This window comes from Paenibacillus brasilensis (genome assembly GCF_009363115.1).
GTDB lineage: Bacteria > Bacillota > Bacilli > Paenibacillales > Paenibacillaceae > Paenibacillus > Paenibacillus brasilensis.
The window spans coordinates 1,942,594-1,961,262 of the sequence record NZ_CP045298.1 but is presented as its reverse complement, the minus strand read 5'-3'; the positions used below and the strand labels follow the sequence as shown (position 1 = coordinate 1,961,262).

At 45.9% G+C, this 18,669-nt stretch carries 15 protein-coding genes, 4 pseudogenes and 1 riboswitch; of the genes and pseudogenes, 14 read left to right on the top strand and 5 right to left on the bottom strand.

Annotated elements, in window-relative coordinates; translation table 11 throughout:
• Nucleotides 1-184 precede the first annotated feature (184 nt).
• From GCU48_RS09245 to GCU48_RS09230, 4 genes are all read left to right on the top strand, one after another.
• Nucleotides 185-616, top strand: coding sequence for a DUF1641 domain-containing protein (locus tag GCU48_RS09245; RefSeq protein WP_152379807.1), 432 nt, complete (start codon nucleotides 185-187; stop codon nucleotides 614-616).
• A gap of 27 nt (nucleotides 617-643) precedes the next feature.
• Nucleotides 644-1,825, top strand: coding sequence for an NAD(P)/FAD-dependent oxidoreductase (locus tag GCU48_RS09240; protein WP_152379806.1), 1,182 nt, complete (start codon nucleotides 644-646; stop codon nucleotides 1,823-1,825).
• 195 nt (nucleotides 1,826-2,020) lie between these two features.
• On the top strand, nucleotides 2,021-3,130 hold the full coding sequence (locus tag GCU48_RS09235) for a hypothetical protein (RefSeq protein WP_152379805.1): 1,110 nt from the start codon (nucleotides 2,021-2,023) through the stop codon (nucleotides 3,128-3,130).
• Nucleotides 3,131-3,314: 184 nt separating this feature from the next.
• Nucleotides 3,315-4,118 (top strand): copper amine oxidase N-terminal domain-containing protein, encoded by an 804-nt coding sequence (locus GCU48_RS09230; protein ID WP_152379804.1) that lies wholly within the window; start codon nucleotides 3,315-3,317, stop codon nucleotides 4,116-4,118.
• Between the two features lie 122 nt (nucleotides 4,119-4,240).
• On the opposite strand, the gene GCU48_RS09225 is transcribed toward GCU48_RS09230, so the two are convergent.
• Both GCU48_RS09225 and GCU48_RS27775 read right to left on the bottom strand, forming a co-directional pair.
• Complete coding sequence (locus GCU48_RS09225; RefSeq protein WP_152379803.1) at nucleotides 4,241-5,290, bottom strand: stalk domain-containing protein; 1,050 nt, start codon at nucleotides 5,288-5,290, stop codon at nucleotides 4,241-4,243.
• A gap of 266 nt (nucleotides 5,291-5,556) precedes the next feature.
• Nucleotides 5,557-5,673 (bottom strand): annotated as a pseudogene (locus GCU48_RS27775) (CsbD family protein); the annotation flags it as partial.
• Nucleotides 5,674-5,829: 156 nt separating this feature from the next.
• Here GCU48_RS27775 and GCU48_RS09220 point away from each other — a divergent pair.
• The 8 genes and pseudogenes from GCU48_RS09220 to GCU48_RS09190 all read left to right on the top strand — a co-directional run bounded on the left by GCU48_RS09220 (nucleotide 5,830) and on the right by GCU48_RS09190 (nucleotide 13,322).
• A complete protein-coding gene (locus GCU48_RS09220; protein WP_068497656.1) occupies nucleotides 5,830-6,345 on the top strand; it encodes a DUF2179 domain-containing protein in 516 nt (171 codons plus the stop codon).
• A 117-nt stretch (nucleotides 6,346-6,462) separates the two neighbouring features.
• The gene (locus GCU48_RS09215) at nucleotides 6,463-6,675 is read left to right on the top strand and encodes a cold-shock protein (protein ID WP_152379802.1); all 213 of its coding nucleotides are present in this window, start codon (nucleotides 6,463-6,465) and stop codon (nucleotides 6,673-6,675) included.
• Nucleotides 6,676-6,992: 317 nt separating this feature from the next.
• Nucleotides 6,993-7,092, top strand: a riboswitch (purine riboswitch).
• A gap of 68 nt (nucleotides 7,093-7,160) precedes the next feature.
• A complete protein-coding gene (locus tag GCU48_RS09210; protein WP_152379801.1) occupies nucleotides 7,161-8,345 on the top strand; it encodes an MFS transporter in 1,185 nt (394 codons plus the stop codon).
• Nucleotides 8,346-8,424: 79 nt separating this feature from the next.
• Nucleotides 8,425-8,568: an RAxF-45 family protein gene (locus GCU48_RS26845; protein WP_016822706.1), complete on the top strand. Its 144-nt coding sequence runs from the start codon at nucleotides 8,425-8,427 to the stop codon at nucleotides 8,566-8,568.
• 103 nt (nucleotides 8,569-8,671) lie between these two features.
• Nucleotides 8,672-10,756, top strand: a pseudogene (gene abc-f, locus GCU48_RS09205) (ribosomal protection-like ABC-F family protein).
• 260 nt (nucleotides 10,757-11,016) lie between these two features.
• On the top strand, nucleotides 11,017-11,745 hold the full coding sequence (locus GCU48_RS09200; protein WP_152379800.1) for an ABC transporter ATP-binding protein: 729 nt from the start codon (nucleotides 11,017-11,019) through the stop codon (nucleotides 11,743-11,745).
• Complete coding sequence (locus GCU48_RS09195; RefSeq protein WP_152379799.1) at nucleotides 11,742-12,542, top strand: ABC transporter permease; 801 nt, start codon at nucleotides 11,742-11,744, stop codon at nucleotides 12,540-12,542. The genes GCU48_RS09200 and GCU48_RS09195 overlap by 4 nt, the downstream gene beginning before the upstream one ends.
• Nucleotides 12,543-12,554: 12 nt before the next feature.
• Nucleotides 12,555-13,322, top strand: a complete 768-nt coding sequence (locus GCU48_RS09190; protein WP_152379798.1) for an ABC transporter permease — start codon at nucleotides 12,555-12,557, stop codon at nucleotides 13,320-13,322.
• 109 nt (nucleotides 13,323-13,431) lie between these two features.
• On the opposite strand, the gene GCU48_RS09185 is transcribed toward GCU48_RS09190, so the two are convergent.
• Entirely contained in the window at nucleotides 13,432-14,424 is a 993-nt protein-coding gene (locus GCU48_RS09185) for a cellulase family glycosylhydrolase (protein WP_152379797.1), read from the bottom strand.
• Between the two features lie 169 nt (nucleotides 14,425-14,593).
• Between GCU48_RS09185 and GCU48_RS28810 the strand changes: the two are divergent.
• Together GCU48_RS28810 and GCU48_RS09175 are read left to right on the top strand one after the other, a co-directional pair.
• A pseudogene (locus GCU48_RS28810) lies at nucleotides 14,594-15,753 on the top strand (ABC transporter substrate-binding protein); the annotation flags it as partial.
• Nucleotides 15,754-15,763: 10 nt separating this feature from the next.
• Nucleotides 15,764-16,347 (top strand): annotated as a pseudogene (locus GCU48_RS09175) (carbohydrate ABC transporter permease); the annotation flags it as partial.
• Between the two features lie 102 nt (nucleotides 16,348-16,449).
• On the opposite strand, the gene GCU48_RS09170 reads toward GCU48_RS09175, so the two are convergent.
• Nucleotides 16,450-18,123, bottom strand: coding sequence for a DUF4179 domain-containing protein (locus tag GCU48_RS09170; RefSeq protein ID WP_152379796.1), 1,674 nt, complete (start codon nucleotides 18,121-18,123; stop codon nucleotides 16,450-16,452).
• Nucleotides 18,083-18,643 carry an RNA polymerase sigma factor gene (locus GCU48_RS09165; protein WP_152379795.1) on the bottom strand — a complete coding sequence of 187 codons (561 nt, stop codon included), beginning with the start codon at nucleotides 18,641-18,643 and terminating at the stop codon, nucleotides 18,083-18,085. The genes GCU48_RS09170 and GCU48_RS09165 overlap by 41 nt, the downstream gene beginning before the upstream one ends.
• Between the last annotated feature and the right edge of the window lie 26 nt (nucleotides 18,644-18,669).

The following is an 18,669-nucleotide window of genomic DNA, read 5'->3' as shown; positions in this document are numbered from 1 at the left end:
CAATATACAATTGGCATCTGCGATGATCAGTCTTGCCCTTTAGGGTATAGGCCTGGTTTAAGCTGTGCTTCTTGCATGTTTAAGGGCGCGAATTCTTTGAACGTTTTTATTGCTAGAGTTTATAGATACAGGTTATGAGAAAGGAATGGACTTCTATTTTCACAGTAAAGGAGGAAGTTCACGCATGTCTGAAAACCAACAAGAGGTGGCTGTAACACAAGAAGCTACCAAAGAGTCTCGGGATGTACTGGACCAATTGATGAAACCGGAGGTTCAGCAATCGCTGACCGTGCTGGTAGAGAATCTGCCCAAGTTGACTGAGATGGTTACTCTGATGACCGACGTTTATGATGTAGCCCGCAGTTTGGCAACTGACCCTGTCTTTCTCGGAGATATGAAAAGCTCCATGGGAGAGTTTGTGAAGCCTGTTACAGAGTCGGCAAAAGGTTTGGCTTCTGCTGCCATTGAAGCTAACGACCGCGTACAAACTACGGACGGCAGTGTAGGTCTGTTTGGCCTGCTCAAAATGCTTAAAGATCCAAATGTACAAAAAACGCTGCGTTTCAGCCAGGCTTTCCTGGATATTCTGAATGAGCGCCAACGCGAAAGCAAATAATTACCTGATCGAGAACGGAGGATGGACATGTCGAAGCAAATTTTGATCTTGGGCGGCGGATACGGCGGATTGCTGGCTGCTCTCACAGCGCGTCAGCACTTGGACGCTAGCCAAGCAACCATTACAGTGGTAAACCGCTTTGCGTCGCACCAAATTATTACGGAGCTGCACCGTTTGGCGGCAGGTACAATTGCCGAAAAAGCTGTTGCGCTTCCTTTGGAGAAACTGCTGCGTAACAAAGATATTATCCTGAAGGTGGATACAGTTTCGGAAATCAAACCGGACGATAAAAAAGTAACCTTGGCCAGTGGCGCTACGTTGAGCTATGATGCTCTCGTTATTTCCCTGGGCAGTGAAACGGCTTACTTTGGTATTCCAGGACTGCAAGAGCATAGCTTCACACTGAAATCAGTGGCAGAAGCTAATCGCATTCGCGCACATGTGGAAGCTCGTCTGGATGCTTACAAGCAATCCGGCAACAAAGCAGATGCTACAATCGTTATCGGCGGCGGTGGTCTGACAGGCGTTGAGCTGGTGGGCGAATATGCTGACAAGCTGCCTGTGGTTTGTCGTGAGAAAGGCATTAACTACGAAGATATTAGCCTCTACTGTGTAGAAGCTGGACCATCTATTTTGGCAGGCTTCCCTCAGGCGCTGGTTGATCGTGCAGTAACAAGCCTTGAAAAACGTGGTGTTCAAATCGTAGCTGGTGTTCCAATTACGGAAATGAAAGCCGACGAAGTTCTGCTCAAAGACGGACGTTCGATCAAAACGAACACCCTGATCTGGACAGGCGGCGTACAAGGCAACGCACTGGTTGGCGCATCCGGTATCGAAGTAAACCGTGGTCGTGCAACCGTGAATGGTGCATTGCAATCGACTTCCCACGAAGACATCTTCCTGGCTGGTGACAGCGCAGTGGTGTTCCCGGGTGAAGGCGAGCGTCCATACCCTCCAACTGCACAGTTGGCTTGGCAAATGGGCGAGACGGTGGGTTACAACCTGTTTGCTTACTTTAACGGAGCAAAGATGGAACAGTTTACACCGGTATTCTCCGGTACGCTGGGCAGCTTGGGCAGAACAGACGCGATCGGTACGGTAGGCGCGAATGGCACCCAATTGAAAGGCGCTGTAGCTACTTTGATGAAGGAAGGCAGTAACATCCGTTACCTGTCCCACATTAAAGGACTTTTTGCTTTGGCTTATTAAAATCCTTATTTTTTATATACTTTATTCAAAGAGAGCGCTGAACGGCGCTCTCTTTTTGTTTTGTAATAGAACCTTCTATATGTCATGATGTGTAAAATGAAATAATCTTTATTTAGGTATCTATTGAAAATTATGGTTGATAATCTATAATTGTGGAGTTACACTAGTAATGAAAAATAACTAGGAGGTTTGTGTATGTTTAGGAAAAATAAGTTTTTTGGCATGGGGTTAGCAACCATCCTCATGTTCTCCACACTTTCGGGAAGCTTCGCTTATGCGGAATCCAAATCTAGTACGTACGATGCTTCATTTTTTGAAAATCTCAAACAGCGGGCCATAGTCCATGAGCTTCAAGAACACAAGATCGCTGTTAATCCGAAAGCATCTATTGCTGAACTGTTGAATACAGCGGATAGTACATCGTTAAAGAGTCAAAAAAACGGTGATCTTAAACAAAATCTGGAGAAGCTTAACAAATCGGAATACATATATCTTACGCTTGATGGAGAAGTATACAGCTCAGAAAAAGGTTATGTAGGCATGGCCGATAAAGTTGAGCCAAAAGAGGAAGGTGTAACGGATGCTACTTATATGGAAACAAGCTCTTTGAGTGAATCAAGCAACAAACATGATGTTTCTATATCAAGTAAATATAATCCCACTCCATCACAAGTAAGTGGAGGGACAACGGGAACTTTCTCAAGGGTTCAATTGGATTATGATGGTTTTGATGGAGTTAATGCAGGTGTTATTCTACCAAGGGCTGAGGGCATAAGAACAGGGGAACAGCCATGGATGTATTACGGTTTTGATGCGAAGAATGGACGGAGAATCGAGGGGGGATTTTCCTTTCAAACGGGCCAACAAAGATACTTAGGATACATTAAAAATGGAGACTATAAATATAATCTTACAGAGTCGTGGGTAAATTACGAGGGATTTAACTCAGTTAAATTTTATATTGATAATAGTACCTATAACGCTTATCTGTTAGCCTACTACAATCAAATCGTCGTTATGCAAACCTCTTTTGACTCTTCTGACCTATCAACCATGTCTGTTAAGAGAGTGACGGCAATAGCGAAAAAAAACTTTGATGGCAGCAATATCTATGGAAGTGCTATCAATGGGGAGTTTTCAGATGTGGTAGTCTCAAAATTCAATTCAGATTATTATTATCCATGGGATAACTATCGGGATTACTCTTTTTGGGATGGAAGTCAGTGGTTCGGTACGATTGATTGGCCCACCGATTATATAACTCATTTTGGTCCAAGTGTGTGGATCAGAAATCCGAATCGATAAGAACAATTAGTTAAACAATGGCTCAAGCTAAAATATACTGGAATAGCATCTGTCATTTCCCTTATTGTTGGGTGAGACTTACAACAATGTGGTTTGGCAGATGTTTTTCCATGTTAAGCATACTCAACTGGACTCCTCCACCATAATTTTGGTTTTGAGCCTAAATAATAACAAGGAGGGCATTATGAAAATCAGGTTATTAATATGCCTTATGATTGTATTAAGTTTGGGTGCTACTAACACGAATTTGGCATCAGCGCAAGCTCATGGCCAAATCCCCATACACTTGAAGGTCAATGATCACTACGTTTTATACACCTATCCTGCATCACCTTTTGTGGATCAGAAGGGCAGACTGCTTATACCGCTCCAAGCGGCTCAGGATATATTGGGTGGTAAAGTAACATACAATGCAGCGAACAAAACCGCTTCTGTTGATCTTTTGGGTCGTGATGTAACCGCAACGATCGGATCACCTGAAATATCGGTTAACGGCGATCCAGTGACAATGGATACAGTCCCCATCATGAAAAGCAATGCGATGTTTTTACCGGTATCCATTCTGGTGAAAGATACAGACGCGAAGATGGGGTGGGATCCCAAGCGTGAATTATTGACACTAAGACATGATAGCTTTAATGAAAGCCCTGTTCTTATCCATTTTAAGGGACAAGACCTGGCCCAGGTCGTTGATGCAAATGCATTTGATCTTACTTCCTTTGATTGGGATCGAAAAAAAGGTGTATTGGATATTCATGCCACATATAAGAGTGGATTATCGCCCATCTTCAAGCAAATCGACTTTAATCCTATGATTGTTTATAGCAAAGGGACCTATAGTGTAGATCCTTATTCTAAACCCAGTATGTTTTACAAAGTGAAAATCACCACTCCTGGTAATTTGGTTTATACAAGAAATATAGATACGACCAATGCGGATAAAGATTATGTAAAATATATTACTTCCGTAGGAAGGTTGATTAACTGATTGTTCGGATTTCTAAAAATTCCAGTTATGAAAAAGAAGACAGGGAAGCTACTTTCCTTGTCTTCTTTTCTGTCAAGAAAGTCTATTTTTAGACTCCCTCTTATTTCTAGTATTTATTCAACTTAGTAGTTGAATGTCGCTAGTGTGCTATTGTTTTCGTTCGAATGAACAACACCTTTTACACGTGATACATTTTTATTTCTAATGTCTGAAATAATATCTTCTTGGATTCTATTCTTTTGGTAGTAGTTTAAGCCGTTCCAATCATCTGTTTTAACATAAGCATCCACTGTGACTTCACCTGAGTCGCCCTTTACACTAAAGTCTATAGAAACATTATTGTATTTGCGGTCAAAGTCATTGAGTAATACTCTTTTGAGTTCGCTCAGATCAATTTTAGAGGATAATTGTTCCAGATCCACCTTTCCTTTGCTATCGGATTCAAAGGTTGCAAGTTTGTTTCCATTATTGGAGTTTTTGACGGTTCCATCAATATCAGCATCTTTAAAGGTTCTCAAAATATCATTCGAAATATCTTCAAGATAAGATTTTTGTCTACTACTCGAAATATCGTTCCATCTACTTTCTGTCAACTCAATAGTCACAGTAATATCATTTTTATCGCCTTTCAAGGTAATATCTGCATTGGCATTATTTTTATCGCGATAGTCTCTATTTAATTGGCGCTCAAGATCCTTCAAGGTGCTAGAACTGCTTTTACTTGCATCATCTTTTAGCGTCTGATTGTCTTTTTGCAGTTGAGCGATGGTAGCGTCCTTAGTCGTGTTCGCTGCTTTCGCTGTGTTCAGCTCCTGAGTCAGTGTTGCAATCTGGTTGTTCAGTGCCGTCACCGTAGATTGATCAATCGGAACGCCTTTGTCAGCAATGACCACACGTTTGTTGGTGCCGTCCCAGTCTACTTTTTTATCCAAGGCAGTACCTGCCAGCTTAAGCGGGAGATACGTTACGCCATCTAGTAAGAATGGTTCTGTTTTAGCGTCGTAAGGCACTTCAGTTCCGTTGTAGATGATTTTAATATTGTTATATACTGCTTGGATCGGCTTAGTCACTTGTGCGGCATATGTGGATTGGCTAAAAAGAGCTCCGGAGATGGCCAAGGCCGATACGGCAGTGATGATGACAGGTTTCTTCATGGATTTCAATGATTTCATTCGTTGGTCTACCCCTTTATTTAAGAATTATAGCTTGATTCATAGACTAGAGTAACATTAATGCATACAAAATCCAACAGTTTGGAAGAGTCATTATTGGTTGTGCTTATATTGGTTAGACGCAAAAGCAACTGTAAAAGTTGCCCTGTTTGCGTAAATATTTTTTCCAAAGGTATCCGAACAAAATAAAACAAGCCCGCTGCACAAGATAGCGAGACTTGTTTGTAGTACAGTGCGTTAGAATATCAAAAAATCAGGATTATTTTCCGTCCTTCAGCTTGTAGGGACTTATTATCCGTGGCATTCCCGACTTGGTCCTCGATTTCACCTTTGGCTTTGTTTACCTGACCTTTGATTTTATCGCTAATTCCGTTATCCTTTATGTGGTTGCCCTCCTTTATGTGATCGAACATTATTCAGCATGCTGTAGTGAGTTATTACCCGTGCGCAGGTCATACGAAACCTGAGTCTGTGTATAACATAGAGGGGTATAATGATGAGTATGGGCCAGACCAGAACGTGAAGTGGGGAGTGAGCGTATGCTCAAAATTTTGTTATTTATTCTCGTTATTCAAATTATTTACGTGTCGGCGTATACACTGCGCATGATTTTAACGCTGAAAGGACAGCGATATATCGCTGCACTCATTAGTACTGTGGAGGTTACGGTCTATGTGCTTGGCTTGAATGTAGTACTTAAGTATCTGGATCAGGTGGCGAGTCTGGCGGTATACGCGATTGGTTATGCGTTAGGTATTCTTATCGGGGCATGGATTGAGGAAAAAATAGCGCTCGGCTACGTCACCGTCAAGGTCATCAGCAATGAGATCAATGGAGGCATTGCCAATGCGCTGCGGGATAAAGGATACGGCGTTACCGCCTGGCTGGGCAGTGGGCGTGATGGAGAGCGCCTGGTCATGGAAATTTTGGCTAAGCGGAACAATCAGAATAAGCTGTATCAATCGATTCTGGACTTGGATCCCAAGGCCTTTGTCATTACGGTGGAACCAAAGCAATTCCATGGCGGCTTCTGGACCAAGGCTATCCGTAAATAAATATTTTGGTAAAATACGCATATTTTTCGGAGTTTGGAGCATATTAATACCCGCACAGGAGAGAATGAACAGCATGCCGACAGGGGATTACCCTATAAAAACCGAGGGGGAATGTAGATGTACAGACGCCAGGCCCCGGAGATCATTCCAGAGGAAAATACAGCCGTTTGGTCGTGTACAAACGAAGGCTGCAACGGCTGGATGCGAACGGATTTTACCTTTTTGAGCGAACCGGTGTGTCCGCTTTGCCAAGCCTCGATGGGGCAGGAAATGCGGATGCTGCCGATTCTCAATCAGGCGGGCAATTCCTTTGTCGCCCAACGCTCTTAAATCAGGATTTGCAAAATCCTCAATTGCAAGTGAGTATGATGTCTCGCTTGCAAAATCGATGAACATCAAAAGCCGCTCCAGCGACATGCTGAGCGGCTTTTGGTTATAGAGCCTGAGAATAGGGGGCAATGGTCCAAAGATGAAATACGTCGATCACGGCCTCTCAGATGCGCTGCACGGAATCACGATATCACGAATACGGTCATGAGTATTTACCTTATCTGGCGGATCGCGCTATGAGCGAATTTTTGCGATTGTAGGGGGTTGAACTTAATCAAAGGCTCCTTTATAGTAATAGCTATAACCTTCGTGAATGCGTAATAAATGAATGTCCCATTTGTATAACCTCAATAATATGGTTTGAGGGTCTCTACCAGGAACCGATAAATCCTGATTACAAAAAGTGTACGTCTTGTACATTTCTTGTGGTCAGGATTTTTTTACGTCATACGAGGGATTTACATCACAGCAAAGGAGCTAATGTAATGAACTTTAAAGTAGTTATCTTAACGCTTGCGACCTTTACGGTCGGGCTGGTGGAGTTAATTATCGGTGGCGTGCTGCCTCAGATTACACAAGATTTGAATGTCTCTGTAAGTACGGCAGGTCAGCTTATTATGATCTACGCCCTCGTCTACGCGATTGCCGGGCCGACTTTATTGGCGCTGACCGCCAAAATTGAACGAAAACGGCTATACCTGTGGTCGATGTTTATCTTTCTTCTGGGAAGTCTGCTGGCCTTCTGGAGTCCGAATTATGCCGTATTGTTTGTGTCCCGTATCATTACCGCCGCAAGCGGGTCGCTGATCGTGACGTTATCGCTGACCATTGCAGTCAAAGTAGTGTCCAAGGCTTATCAGGCCCGAGTCCTCGGTGTCATCTCCATGGGGGTTAGCTCGTCCATCGTGCTTGGTATTCCAGCCGGGGTGCTGATTGGCAATGCATTTGGCTGGCGGGTGCTGTTCCTGATCATTGCCGTGTTGACAGTGGTTGCTATGATCGTAATCAACTTGTTTATGGAGCGAATTCCGACAGAGCAGGTTGTGCCTATGCGCCAGCAATTGAAATCCTTAAAAAATGTTAAAGTGATCAGTGCCCATCTGGTCACTACGCTGACACTGGCAGGACATTACACGCTGTATGCGTATTTCACGCCGTTTTTGGAGAGTCTGATGGGCTTTAACGCCTCATGGATTAGTGTGGCCTATTTCGTCTTTGGACTGGCGGCAGTAAGCGGTGGCTTTATTGGCGGCTCTTTGGCTGACCGGTTCGGCACAGCGAAAAGTATTCTAATCGTCGTTGGGGTGTTTATCGCCGTGATGTTCTTGCTGCCATTCTCGATTCACTCGATTTATGTGTTTGCGCCGCTCCTGATCATCTGGGGGATATTGAGCTGGGCATTGTCGCCGCCGATGCAAAGCTATCTTATTGAAAATGCACCCGAATCGGGGAGCATTCAGCAAAGCTTTAACTTCTCCGCACTTCAGGTCGGGATCGCTCTCGGTTCTGCCTTGGGCGGTGTGGTGATTGAGAATAGCGAATCTGTTGCTACGAATGCCTGGGTTGGCGGGGTGTTTGTAATTGTTGCTTTTGTCTGCGGTGTATTTTCAATTACCAGAGCCGGAACATCGCAGACCGTCAGAGGGCACGGACACCAATCCATTTTATAGTGGATAGGCCATTCCCTTCTTTCATTATCCGAAAAATCATACTATACTACACAAAATTATGAAGAGAGGGGTGAGGTAGGTGAATCACGAGATGCTGAACAACCGTATTAGCCAGCTGCCGATTGCTATGGCTGGCATTGTTCATGCTTTTCCATACAACGGGAGAAGTCTGTCCAATTTTAATCATACGGTTGTAAACATCGCGAGAAGACGCCTACCTTAACTCGAACGGATTGCTGTATCTTCCGAAGAGTCGCGGGGTTGCTCCTGCGGCTCTTTTTGTGTTACCCAGGTAAGGGTCTTCCTAAATAAAGGAGAGCCTGAACATGTATATTGTAAATGGTCAACAATTGAAGAAATACCACGCTGCGAATTTGATTTTGGATAGTGCATCATTTGAAATCCATACCGGGGAAAAGGTGGGGCTTATCGGCCGCAACGGAAGCGGTAAAACGACCCTGCTGCGCCTGATTGCGCGGCTGTCCCGTCCGGATGACGGGCAGCTTGTCATCGCCAAGGATGCGAAAATCGGCTACCTGCCGCAAATCCCGGCGGAGTTTGAGAGCTTCACGGTATATGAAACGCTGGCCTACGCCTATCGGGAGCTGAAGGATTGCCACAGCCAGATGAGCAGACTGGAGCGAGAAATGTCAGACCCGGGTGTGGCGGCGGACCGCTTAGAGAAGCTGCTGCAATCGTATGCTGCTTTGCAGGAGCGGTTTGAACGCAATGGCGGCTATGAAATGGATGCGAATATTGACCAGGTGGCGGATGGGCTACGCATTCCCAAAGCCATGTGTACGCGTAGCTTCGGCTCATTGTCTGGTGGAGAGAAAACCAAAATAGCGCTGGCATCACAGCTCATCGGACAGCCGGATTTGTTGCTGCTGGATGAGCCAACTAACCATCTGGATTTGAAGGGGCTGGAATGGCTCGAGCAATTTTTGCAGGGCTATACAGGTGCGTGTGTGGTTGTGTCCCATGATCGTTATTTTCTGGATCGGGTTGCCGTCAAAATGATTGAGCTGGAGGATGGGGAGGCGTTTACGTACTATACGAATTACAGCGGCTACGTCAAGGAAAAGAAAGAACGTCTGCTGCTGCAATTTGAGGATTATAAGGAACAGCAAAAGCGGATTAAAAAGATGAAGGAGCCCATTCGGCGTTTTGAAGAGTGGGGCCGCAATGGAGACAACGAAAAGTTTTTTAAAAAAGCGAACTCGATCCGTAAAGCTCTGGAACGAATGGAACTGGTGAAGCGGCCTGTACTGGACCCTCAGGGGGCTGAGTTTCACCTGAAGCTGGAGGATCGCTCAGGTCGCAGGGTGCTGCAATTTGAAGAAATCGTCAAATCTTATGGTGAGCGGCAAATATTAAAAGGGGCCACAGGTAGTCTGGAATTTGGTGAGAAGGTGGCACTGCTGGGCGATAACGGCTCAGGCAAAACGACTCTGCTCAAGCTGCTCCTTGGTCAGGAAAGTCCGGATGCAGGTACGGTACAATGGGGAGCACACGTAGAGTATGGATATCTGGCGCAGCAAGAGAGAGAACGGGATAGCCGTGCGACCGTGCTTGCCTACTTCAAGGAGGAAGCCGGCGTGGAGGAAGGCGAAGCGCGCAGGCTGCTGGCGAAGTATTTATTTTACGGTGCCGATGTGTTTAAGCCTGTGAGTATGCTGTCCGGTGGGGAGTGGTCCCGCTTGCGGCTGGCGCTGCTGGTTATGAAAAAGCTGAATTTGCTGGTGCTGGATGAGCCGACCAACCATCTGGACATCGACTCACGCGAGGCGCTGGAGGAAGCGCTGGACACCTACACAGGAACGGTGCTGGCGATTTCACATGACCGCTACTTTGTGAACAAGCTGGCTGGGCGCGTTTGGGAGCTGGAGGATGGCAAGCTGGCCTTTTATCTGGGTAGCTTCGATGAATATCGAGCGAAGAAGCGGGAGCTGGAAAACGCCCGCCTGCAGCGCGAGGCGGATGCAGGGGCACGCCCGGCATCTGCAAGCAGAGCCACATCCGGTGGCGGCTCAGGCTCGGGCATGGCTGCACATTCCAGTGCAGCCAGTAATAGCCCGGGTGCGGCTGCGCGTACAGGAGCGACTACCGGAGCCGATGCGAGCGGTACACGCTCCGGGGCGGCGGGTCGCTGGTGGTCGTCCGACGCTGGAGCGGAATCAGGGGCACGCGGAGCGAAGGCCGCGAAGCCGTCCCGCTCGCCTGTTGCATCCAGCGAGCGGCTGGAACGGGCCGTTGCCGCCAAGGAAGCGGAGCTGGCGGCAACGGATGCCGAGCTGGAGCTGCTCGGCACAAGCAGCGACACGGCGCGCCTGGCGGAGCTGTGAGACGCGCGTGAAGGGCTGCAAGCGGAGCTGGACGTTTTGCTCGGCGAGTGGGTCGAGCTGGAGTAGGTGACAGACTAGTTGCTGGATTGGCAACGAATATTTTATAAAAAGGATAGCCCTGGGGCAACATGTGTGCTGAGGGGCTATTTTTGTATGGTGAAAGAGAACGGGAGTGGAATATAATAACCATATATTAAATAGATTGGTATTAATAAATTATTATTATTTTATTTTACAAACAAAGAAATTCGTTCACATTTCGCAACATATGATATTTTCTAATTTGTGCAAACGATATTCATCATTTATAGGATGGAGGGAATGGTATGTCGGACTTCTTACTGGAGGTCAACCAGGTAGCGAAAAAAATGGGAAAGAGGAATTTATTGAATGATATTTCATTTAAGCTTCAGAAAGGGAAGATTTATGGATTCATCGGGCCCAATGGAGCGGGCAAAACAACGATGATGCGTATTATGACTGGATTAATGCAGCCAACCAGCGGCTCTGTAAAGATAGCTTCATATGATGTGCATACTGAGCGGGAAAAGGCGCTGTCCAAGGTGGGGGCCATTATTGAATCTCCGGTCTTCTTTGATTATATGACAGGCAGGCAGGTTCTGCGCAATTTGTCACGGTTGCACTCTGAAATCGCACCCTCAGATCGGGAGATACATATTGAAGAGTTGCTTACAAAGGTGAGGTTAGAAACGCGGGGGGATGACAAGGTAAAAAACTATTCTCTCGGAATGAAGCAAAGGCTAGGCATTGCGCAGTCTATGCTGGGTGCTCCTGAGCTTCTGCTGCTGGATGAACCGTCCAATGGTCTTGATCCCATGGGGATGAGGGAACTGAGAGATATTGTGCTTCATCTGCGTGATTCGGCGAATTATGCCTTTTTTATCTCCAGCCATTTGCTGGATGAATTGCAACAGATGTGTGACGAACTCATTGTAATTAAAGAAGGTAGGCTAGTTTGGCAGGGACCTGCTGATCAGCTGGTAGAGGACGGCCAACGGTTGGAGGATGCTTTTATGGGATTAATGGGACTATGAAGTTATTGATATACAGCGAGTTCGAACGATTGTGGAAGCGAAAGTGGTTCTGGCTTATGGTTTTATGTACACCCGTGCTAGCTTATTCGACAGGGACATTTTTTTTACGCACTTTGAACGATCCAGTAGAGATATTATCCCAAAGTTTTATCGTCACAGGTCTACGTGAGAATTTGTCTTTAATTTGCAACATTCCTGTGGCTGCTTTAGCTGCCGCTGTGTTTACTGAGGAATTTCGAAGTGGACGGTTGCGTCTATTATTTATGCGTCGATTTACCCGCGGTCAGATTTTTTGGAGCAAGTTGCTGGTTTTGAACACTTCTATCTTGCTTCTTCTCCTTGTATTTGCAGTTTCATCGCAGGTGATCGTTGAAATATGGAAGTATTCATATGATTTAAATGACGCAAGCCTATCCGGATTCCGACGACTGCAAATTCTTGAATTCTATGGCTGGGCGTTTGCCTCACTATTAGCTATAAGTTCTTTGTATTGCTTTGTCGCTATGTACAGTAAGAGTGTAACGTATGCAATCGGTATTTGTATGGTATACAATTTGGGTTCTCTGTTGCTTGATCCGTTGTATCTAAAATTGGCATCCTTTGTTTCTCATATACCGTATTTATACAATGTAGTCACATTTATGATTATTCCATATATGCAGTATACGGGGCTGGATAATTCCTTAATAGGAAGTTTGTCTGTGAATGGGGCAATTGTCACCGTTGTTAGTTTATATCTGATCTTGTTTACGTGGGGGGCATACCGCCGCTTTGTGGCCGATGATTATTTAAGCTAGGGGGATTTCTTGATGCTGGGAATCTGGCAAAGTGAAATGGAACGGATTTGGAAGCGAAAGTCTACTTTTAGATTGTATATATCCTATATATTAGTAATTTTTGCGATTATATGGAGTTATAAAATTACTGGCACAAAGGTCATGCGTTTTGGCGAAGGAACCGTGGTCGTCAATAATTTAAACCTGCCATGGCTGATGATGAGTGAGGTTGCCCTTTTTCTAACTACAGCGATGCTGCCTATCCTGTATGTGGATCAGTTGAGCGGTGATCTCTATTCAGGGGTGTATAGGCTTTACATGTTGCGCCCGTATCGTCGTTTGCGTTTTTGGCTTGCCAAGATGCTCGCACTATCGGTCGCGACGGTCATTTTCATTGGGACAGGATTGTTTATAAGCGTTCTTGCAGGATGGTGGCTTTTCCCGCATAGCTCTACTTTCTTAAAATATGGTGCATCAACACCTTCTACCTCATCTGATGCCATACCTTACGTACTTGCATTTTATCTCGTGTTAACTATGGTTTGCCTGGTGAAGCTCATGTTGAGTAGCGTTGTATGCTTGTTTATATCCCGACCATTGTTTGCCTATATAGTTATTCTATTTTCATCTGCATTTCTCTTCAAATTGTTTAGGCCACTCATTATGTTAATGGACCCATTTCAACAAATAGTACTTGCTCTAAGAGTTGACAACTCATTTAAATTTTGGATGTGTACAGGGGGAATGATTGTGGTGTGCATTATTATTAGTTGTGCACGATGGCAAAAACGAACTTTTTAGAAATAGATTTTGCAGCTGGCATCATAAAGGTAAAAAAGATCCAACCGTCTCTTTGAAGGGCGGCTGGATCCTTTTTAATAACTAATTTCTCCCGGTCAATACCTCATGTTTAGTAAACCGAAGCTATCTTCGAGGTGTTCTTGATGCCGTTGACATCATTAAACACAGTATTACCCCACGTCGTCAGTGTTTTCCAGTCGCTACTGTTCACAAGATCAAGCCACGCATTTTCGCTGTTATTGCCGGTCCAGGACCAGGCCAGATAGCCGATGCCTTTGGCTTGGGACTGCTTCATGACCTCATAAGGGTTCACGGTGGTACCCAGATTGTTGTTGCCATTGTTGTAGTTGTAGCCAAACTCACCCACGATGACCGCCAGCCCCTTGTCCTTGATGGCTTGCAGCTCAGAGCCGATTTTACTGGAGTCATTATAGTTGGCATACATATGGACGGAAAATAAAAGATTATGCTTGGGATCATGCTGCAGCAGTTCTGCACCATAAGCCTTGATCGGGGAAGCATACTGTCCCCAGCCTGAGCCGTCAATGACAATCGTATTCGGCAAGCCTGCGTTGCGTAGTGTAGTAATCGCAGTTTTGTAAGCATCCCGCCATGCGGCATCGGCCAGGTTGTTGTCGCCCCATTCATTGGCGATATTCACGAGAACATACCTCTGGTTATCAGCCAGTATTTTTTTTACCGCTGGATCAGCAAAATAACGAGCCATGTCATCCAAGCGGTTGGCATCATTGCTGCCAGTCACGTCGTGCAGCTCAACCACGGAAATTAGCTTGAGCTGTTTAGCACGTTCAATGATCTCTCCCAGTCTTTGTGCCGATCCATAGGTTTGCCACACAATGCGGACGGTGTTGGACTTCGTCGCAGCTATTTCATCCAGTGCTTGATAGGCTTGTGCATCAAACCAAGCATGGGGGTTGTTTATTCCTCGCATCACAAAGTTGTTCCCGTTGGCATCCTTCAAATTGTTTCCGCTTACATAAAAACCAGAGGCTGCAAATGATGTACCCACATTCAATAACCCTACACTGGAACAAAGCAGAAAAATGAATGCTTTTTTACCATAAAACCGCCAACTTTTCACAAACCAACCGCCTCCATCTTCTTAGTCCAGTTAATCCTATGTTGAAAATGGTCACATATGACACCTATTGTGATGTTGAAATAAGGTGTATCGTTTCTTTTCCATAAAGGAAGAGCATTAATTGCCTAATCCCGCATAGATCGGACATAGGGGAAAAGGAGGTATGAGCATGTGGAAATGGGTTCAAAAGCTGTCTGTGTTGGCGGCTATCTTTCTGCTGGCCATTGTTGTAAGCGCATGCAACAAGGAGAACGCTTCAGGCAAGGTGAACATTGAGTTTTTTCAGAACAAGCCGGAGGCCAAGGGCTCCTTCGATAAGCTGATCGCACAGTTCAATCAGGAGCATCCCGGTATTGAAGTGACACAGGTGAACCCGCCGGTGGCAGAGACGTGCTATTGACCCGGGTTGTCAAAACCGATGTACCTGACATCGTGGGGCTTGGAGCCACCGATACCTACTCCATTTTGGCACAGAGCGGTATTTTCACGGATTTGGCCAACACGAAGCTACCCAGTACTGTAGACCCGATTTATCTTAAAATGCTCAAGGATGTGACCGGGATAGATCCAGTGTACGGAATCCCGTATGCTGCAAATGCGAATGGTGTGATGTACAACAAAACGCTTTTTAAAGAAATGGGATTACACGTACCCAAAACGTGGGACGAACTGATTGCAACGGCGAAAAAGATCAGGCTGCTGGTAAAATTCCATTTTATTTTACATATAAGGATGATTGACAAACGAACCTTCCCTTTAATGCACTCGGGTCGAATCTGGTGGGCATTGATTTTTTCCTGTAACGACGTGAAAACCAGGTCACCTTTCAGGAAAAGCACCGCGAGGTTGCACAGAAGCAGTTGGAGCTGCTGAAGTATGGACATGGTGACAATTTTGGCAAAAACTATGCGGACGGCAACCGGGCCTTTGCTAACGGACAGGGATTGATGTACATCCAGGGCTCCTGGGCGATATCTGAAATTCGCAAAGCCAACCCCGAAGGTGGAGCTGGGATTTTTCCCGTTACCGACAGGAAATGACGAGCAGGCAGCCAAGCTGGTGTCCGGTATCGATACGCTGCTGGCCTTTTCGGAGAGCACTCCGCATAAAAAGGAGGCCGAGGAGTTTATTGCCTTTCTGTTGAAACCGGAGAACAGCAAGCAGTACATTACAGAGCAAACGCTGTTTTCAGCGGTGAAGGGAGTCACGCAGGATGATCCGAGTGTGGCGGAGCTGCTGCCGTTTTTTAAATCGGGGCGAGTCATTGATTTTGCTGATCATTATATCCCCAAAGCTGTGCAGTTGAATTCCATTGTGCAGGCCTTTCTGTAAAATGGGGACATCGACGGTCATCCTGACTTTGCTGACCAATTCAATGGTCGCTTATGCGATTGCTCGTAATATGCAGCGTTGCTTTTTTAAGGGATTGTATTTTTACTTTGTGAGCGCCATGTTTATTCCGTTTCCAATCATCATGCTGCCGATAGTAAAATTGGCCTCGGGGCTTCTGTTGGGTCTCATTATGCTGCATACGGTGTATGGTTTGGCCTTTAATGCCTTCGTGTATGTCGGCTATATTCGCTCCATTCGGGTGGCATTGGAGAAGGCAGCCACGGTAGACGGTGCGACGACATGGGGTACATTTTGGCGCATTATTTTTCCGCTGATGGCGCCGATCAGTGCTACGGTGGGAATTCTCACTTGTCTGCCTACCTATAACGATTTTCTGCTGCCGCTCATCATCATCAGTGACCCGGAGCAGTATACGCTGCCGCTCGTTCAGTACGTGTTCCAGAGGCAGTTCAATACCGACTTTAATCTGGCCTTTGCCCGTATTTGATGGCCTTACTGCCGATGATTATCGTGTATCTGCTGGCACAAAAATGGATTATCAATGGCGTTACACAAGGCTCTGTGAAGTAACCATAAAAGAGTTGTCCCATATATCGCGGTTTACTCAGGCATATGGGAACAACTCTTTTTTAATTGTCATGGCTATTTAGTTAGATGTGCCATTCGGATGCTTCACTTTTGGTGGTTCGATGGCTGCAAGGCTACGGTTGTTTCTGCTTCCGGATCGTCCGTTGTATAGTAGAACATATAGACAGAAGCTTCCTTCCCCTTGAAGTTCTTGTAAACATCCACTGCCTTGTTAATGCCGTCTCCGTCGAAGTTGGCTGTGATCGGCTTGCCGAGGATTCGTCCTTCCCCCAGGCCTATATGCGTCTGGTTGATCCCTCCAAATCGAGCATCCTCGCTTTCGGTTTCCACGAACAAGTTCATCCCTTGTTTGTAATAGGTCCACTTCACAGGATAACCGCCGATATGCGTGGTTAGCGTCTGCTTTTGGTCAGAAATATCAGTTAAATGCTGTGGTGTTTTGTCATCTGAATGAGCCGTGACTTTATATTTGCCTGTAAAATTAATCGGTGTGTCCCGGGTAATCACAAGATCGGACGGTCGTTCAAAACCGATCGTGTTCAGATCAGGTTCACGATCAGGTGATGACCAACGGTTACCCTTTAACGTCTTGCCATTCACATCAAGGACATACTTCTGATAAGGCAAGCTGGCGAATTTCTTTTTGCTTCTGATCGTGACACGGATTTGCGTAGGTGTGACAATCATTTGTTCTACCATAAAATTCGGATTGCCGTTCTCCAATGGAGTATTCAGCACGCTTTTAATCGTTCCACTTTCCATTCTCTTCTTGCTTAGCTGCAGGTCAAAGTTGATCGGTTCATCTATACCTCTCTCGATTTTGGCATATTGCAGTTTATAGGTGGTCTGCACTTTCGGGATATCTCCACGCTTAAAATACTGCTGTGCTGTATATTCCCCATTCTCTCCGGGTGTACCAAAAGCCCCTCCAGACTGCGACATCACAGGCTCCCCGCCTTTGTAGGCAATGATTTGCGGGTTATCCCATTTCTTTGCTATAGACGAATTGAAGGTAATTGCCGAGGACAGCAGCAGCTTATCCTTTCCTTGTTCAAATACCTGTACCTTCATAGCCTGCAAACCGTCACGATCCAGCTTGAAGGTCTGTATCTGTGGCGATTGGATATCGAGCGGCAAATCGACCTCCTGTATACTACTGAGCTCGATATGGTCTACGGTCAGCCGTATGTTCTCTGTCTCTTGCTGTGGTGTCCAATCACTTTCAAAGTACCCGTTGTACCGTTGATTCTTTTCATCCCATTGCTGAAAGCTGTACTCCCCTTCGCTGCTGGTACCCGCGGCATTTTTAAGCGACACGCCTTTGACATTCCAAAACTCGTTCTTTGCGCGTTTTCCAACTTCCAGGCTGTACAGGATCACCGTTCGGTTCTCATCGACGATAGCTGTGTGTAGTGTCAGCTTCACTCCGTCTCGGGTGATCGACTGCTCCAGCGGCTGTCCGAGATTTTGAGCTAGTGCCGTTTCGATCCCTTTTCTTCCCTGCAGCAGATTGTCCCAGTTATATTGGATGGCGGCATAGACGGGCACGGCAACGAGAAGTGTGCTCAGCGAAGCTGCAATAGCAATTTTGCGCCAATTTCGATGTCGGCGTGGAGTAACGGATTTGGGGGCTTCCGGGAGTGTGTGGGCCGTCTGTCCTGCCTGCTCCATCCGGTTCCACATATCTTCAAAGTCGGGATAAGCAACTCCCGAATCTTCATTTAATTTGTGCTTCAATGCTTTTTCGACGTTGTTCATAGTTCTCTCCTCCCATCTCGGGTATATGTGCACCTGCATCCCGTAGTATTCGCTCCATGAGCCGAAGTCCTTTATGTGCCCTGGATTTGACGGTTCCCAGCGGGATTGCCAGCAGTTCGGATATTTCCGCCAGCGTGAAATCATGCATATAGCGGAGCGTCAGCACAGCGCGGATTTTGGCTGGAAGACGATTCATATAAGCGGCCCATTCCTCTGCCGACTCGCGTTCCTCCACCTGTCTGTCCACGGGTTTGCTTTCCGTTCCGGTGAATAAATGTGGATTGGACGATACCTTCATATGCAGGCTGTTCCGACGTTTAAGGTAATTGAGACAATGATTAACTGTGATTTTCATAATCCAGGCTTTTAGTTGTCCGATGTGTTCACGATGGCTGCGAAAGAGGGTAATAAACACTTCTTGTGTTAAGTCCTCTGCATCCGATGCGTTATGTACCATGTAGTAACAGGTGCGGTATACATCCCGTTGATACAGATCAAACAACTCTCGATTGCTTTCCAATATTCGCGCTCCTTTCCTGTGCAGTT

What these genes read in the sequence shown, in the direction of transcription:
- GCU48_RS09210 (WP_152379801.1), top strand. Translation starts at nt 7,161, where the DNA reads ATGAACTTTAAAGTAGTTATCTTAACGCTTGCGACCTTTACGGTCGGG.
- GCU48_RS09235 (WP_152379805.1), top strand. Translation starts at nt 2,021, where the DNA reads ATGTTTAGGAAAAATAAGTTTTTTGGCATGGGGTTAGCAACCATCCTC.
- GCU48_RS09220 (WP_068497656.1), top strand. Translation starts at nt 5,830, where the DNA reads ATGCTCAAAATTTTGTTATTTATTCTCGTTATTCAAATTATTTACGTG.
- GCU48_RS09230 (WP_152379804.1), top strand. Translation starts at nt 3,315, where the DNA reads ATGAAAATCAGGTTATTAATATGCCTTATGATTGTATTAAGTTTGGGT.
- GCU48_RS09200 (WP_152379800.1), top strand. Translation starts at nt 11,017, where the DNA reads ATGTCGGACTTCTTACTGGAGGTCAACCAGGTAGCGAAAAAAATGGGA.
- GCU48_RS09245 (WP_152379807.1), top strand. Translation starts at nt 185, where the DNA reads ATGTCTGAAAACCAACAAGAGGTGGCTGTAACACAAGAAGCTACCAAA.
- GCU48_RS09170 (WP_152379796.1), bottom strand. Translation starts at nt 18,123, where the DNA reads ATGAACAACGTCGAAAAAGCATTGAAGCACAAATTAAATGAAGATTCG.
- GCU48_RS09190 (WP_152379798.1), top strand. Translation starts at nt 12,555, where the DNA reads ATGCTGGGAATCTGGCAAAGTGAAATGGAACGGATTTGGAAGCGAAAG.
- GCU48_RS09215 (WP_152379802.1), top strand. Translation starts at nt 6,463, where the DNA reads ATGTACAGACGCCAGGCCCCGGAGATCATTCCAGAGGAAAATACAGCC.
- GCU48_RS09225 (WP_152379803.1), bottom strand. Translation starts at nt 5,290, where the DNA reads ATGAAATCATTGAAATCCATGAAGAAACCTGTCATCATCACTGCCGTA.
- GCU48_RS09195 (WP_152379799.1), top strand. Translation starts at nt 11,742, where the DNA reads ATGAAGTTATTGATATACAGCGAGTTCGAACGATTGTGGAAGCGAAAG.
- GCU48_RS09240 (WP_152379806.1), top strand. Translation starts at nt 644, where the DNA reads ATGTCGAAGCAAATTTTGATCTTGGGCGGCGGATACGGCGGATTGCTG.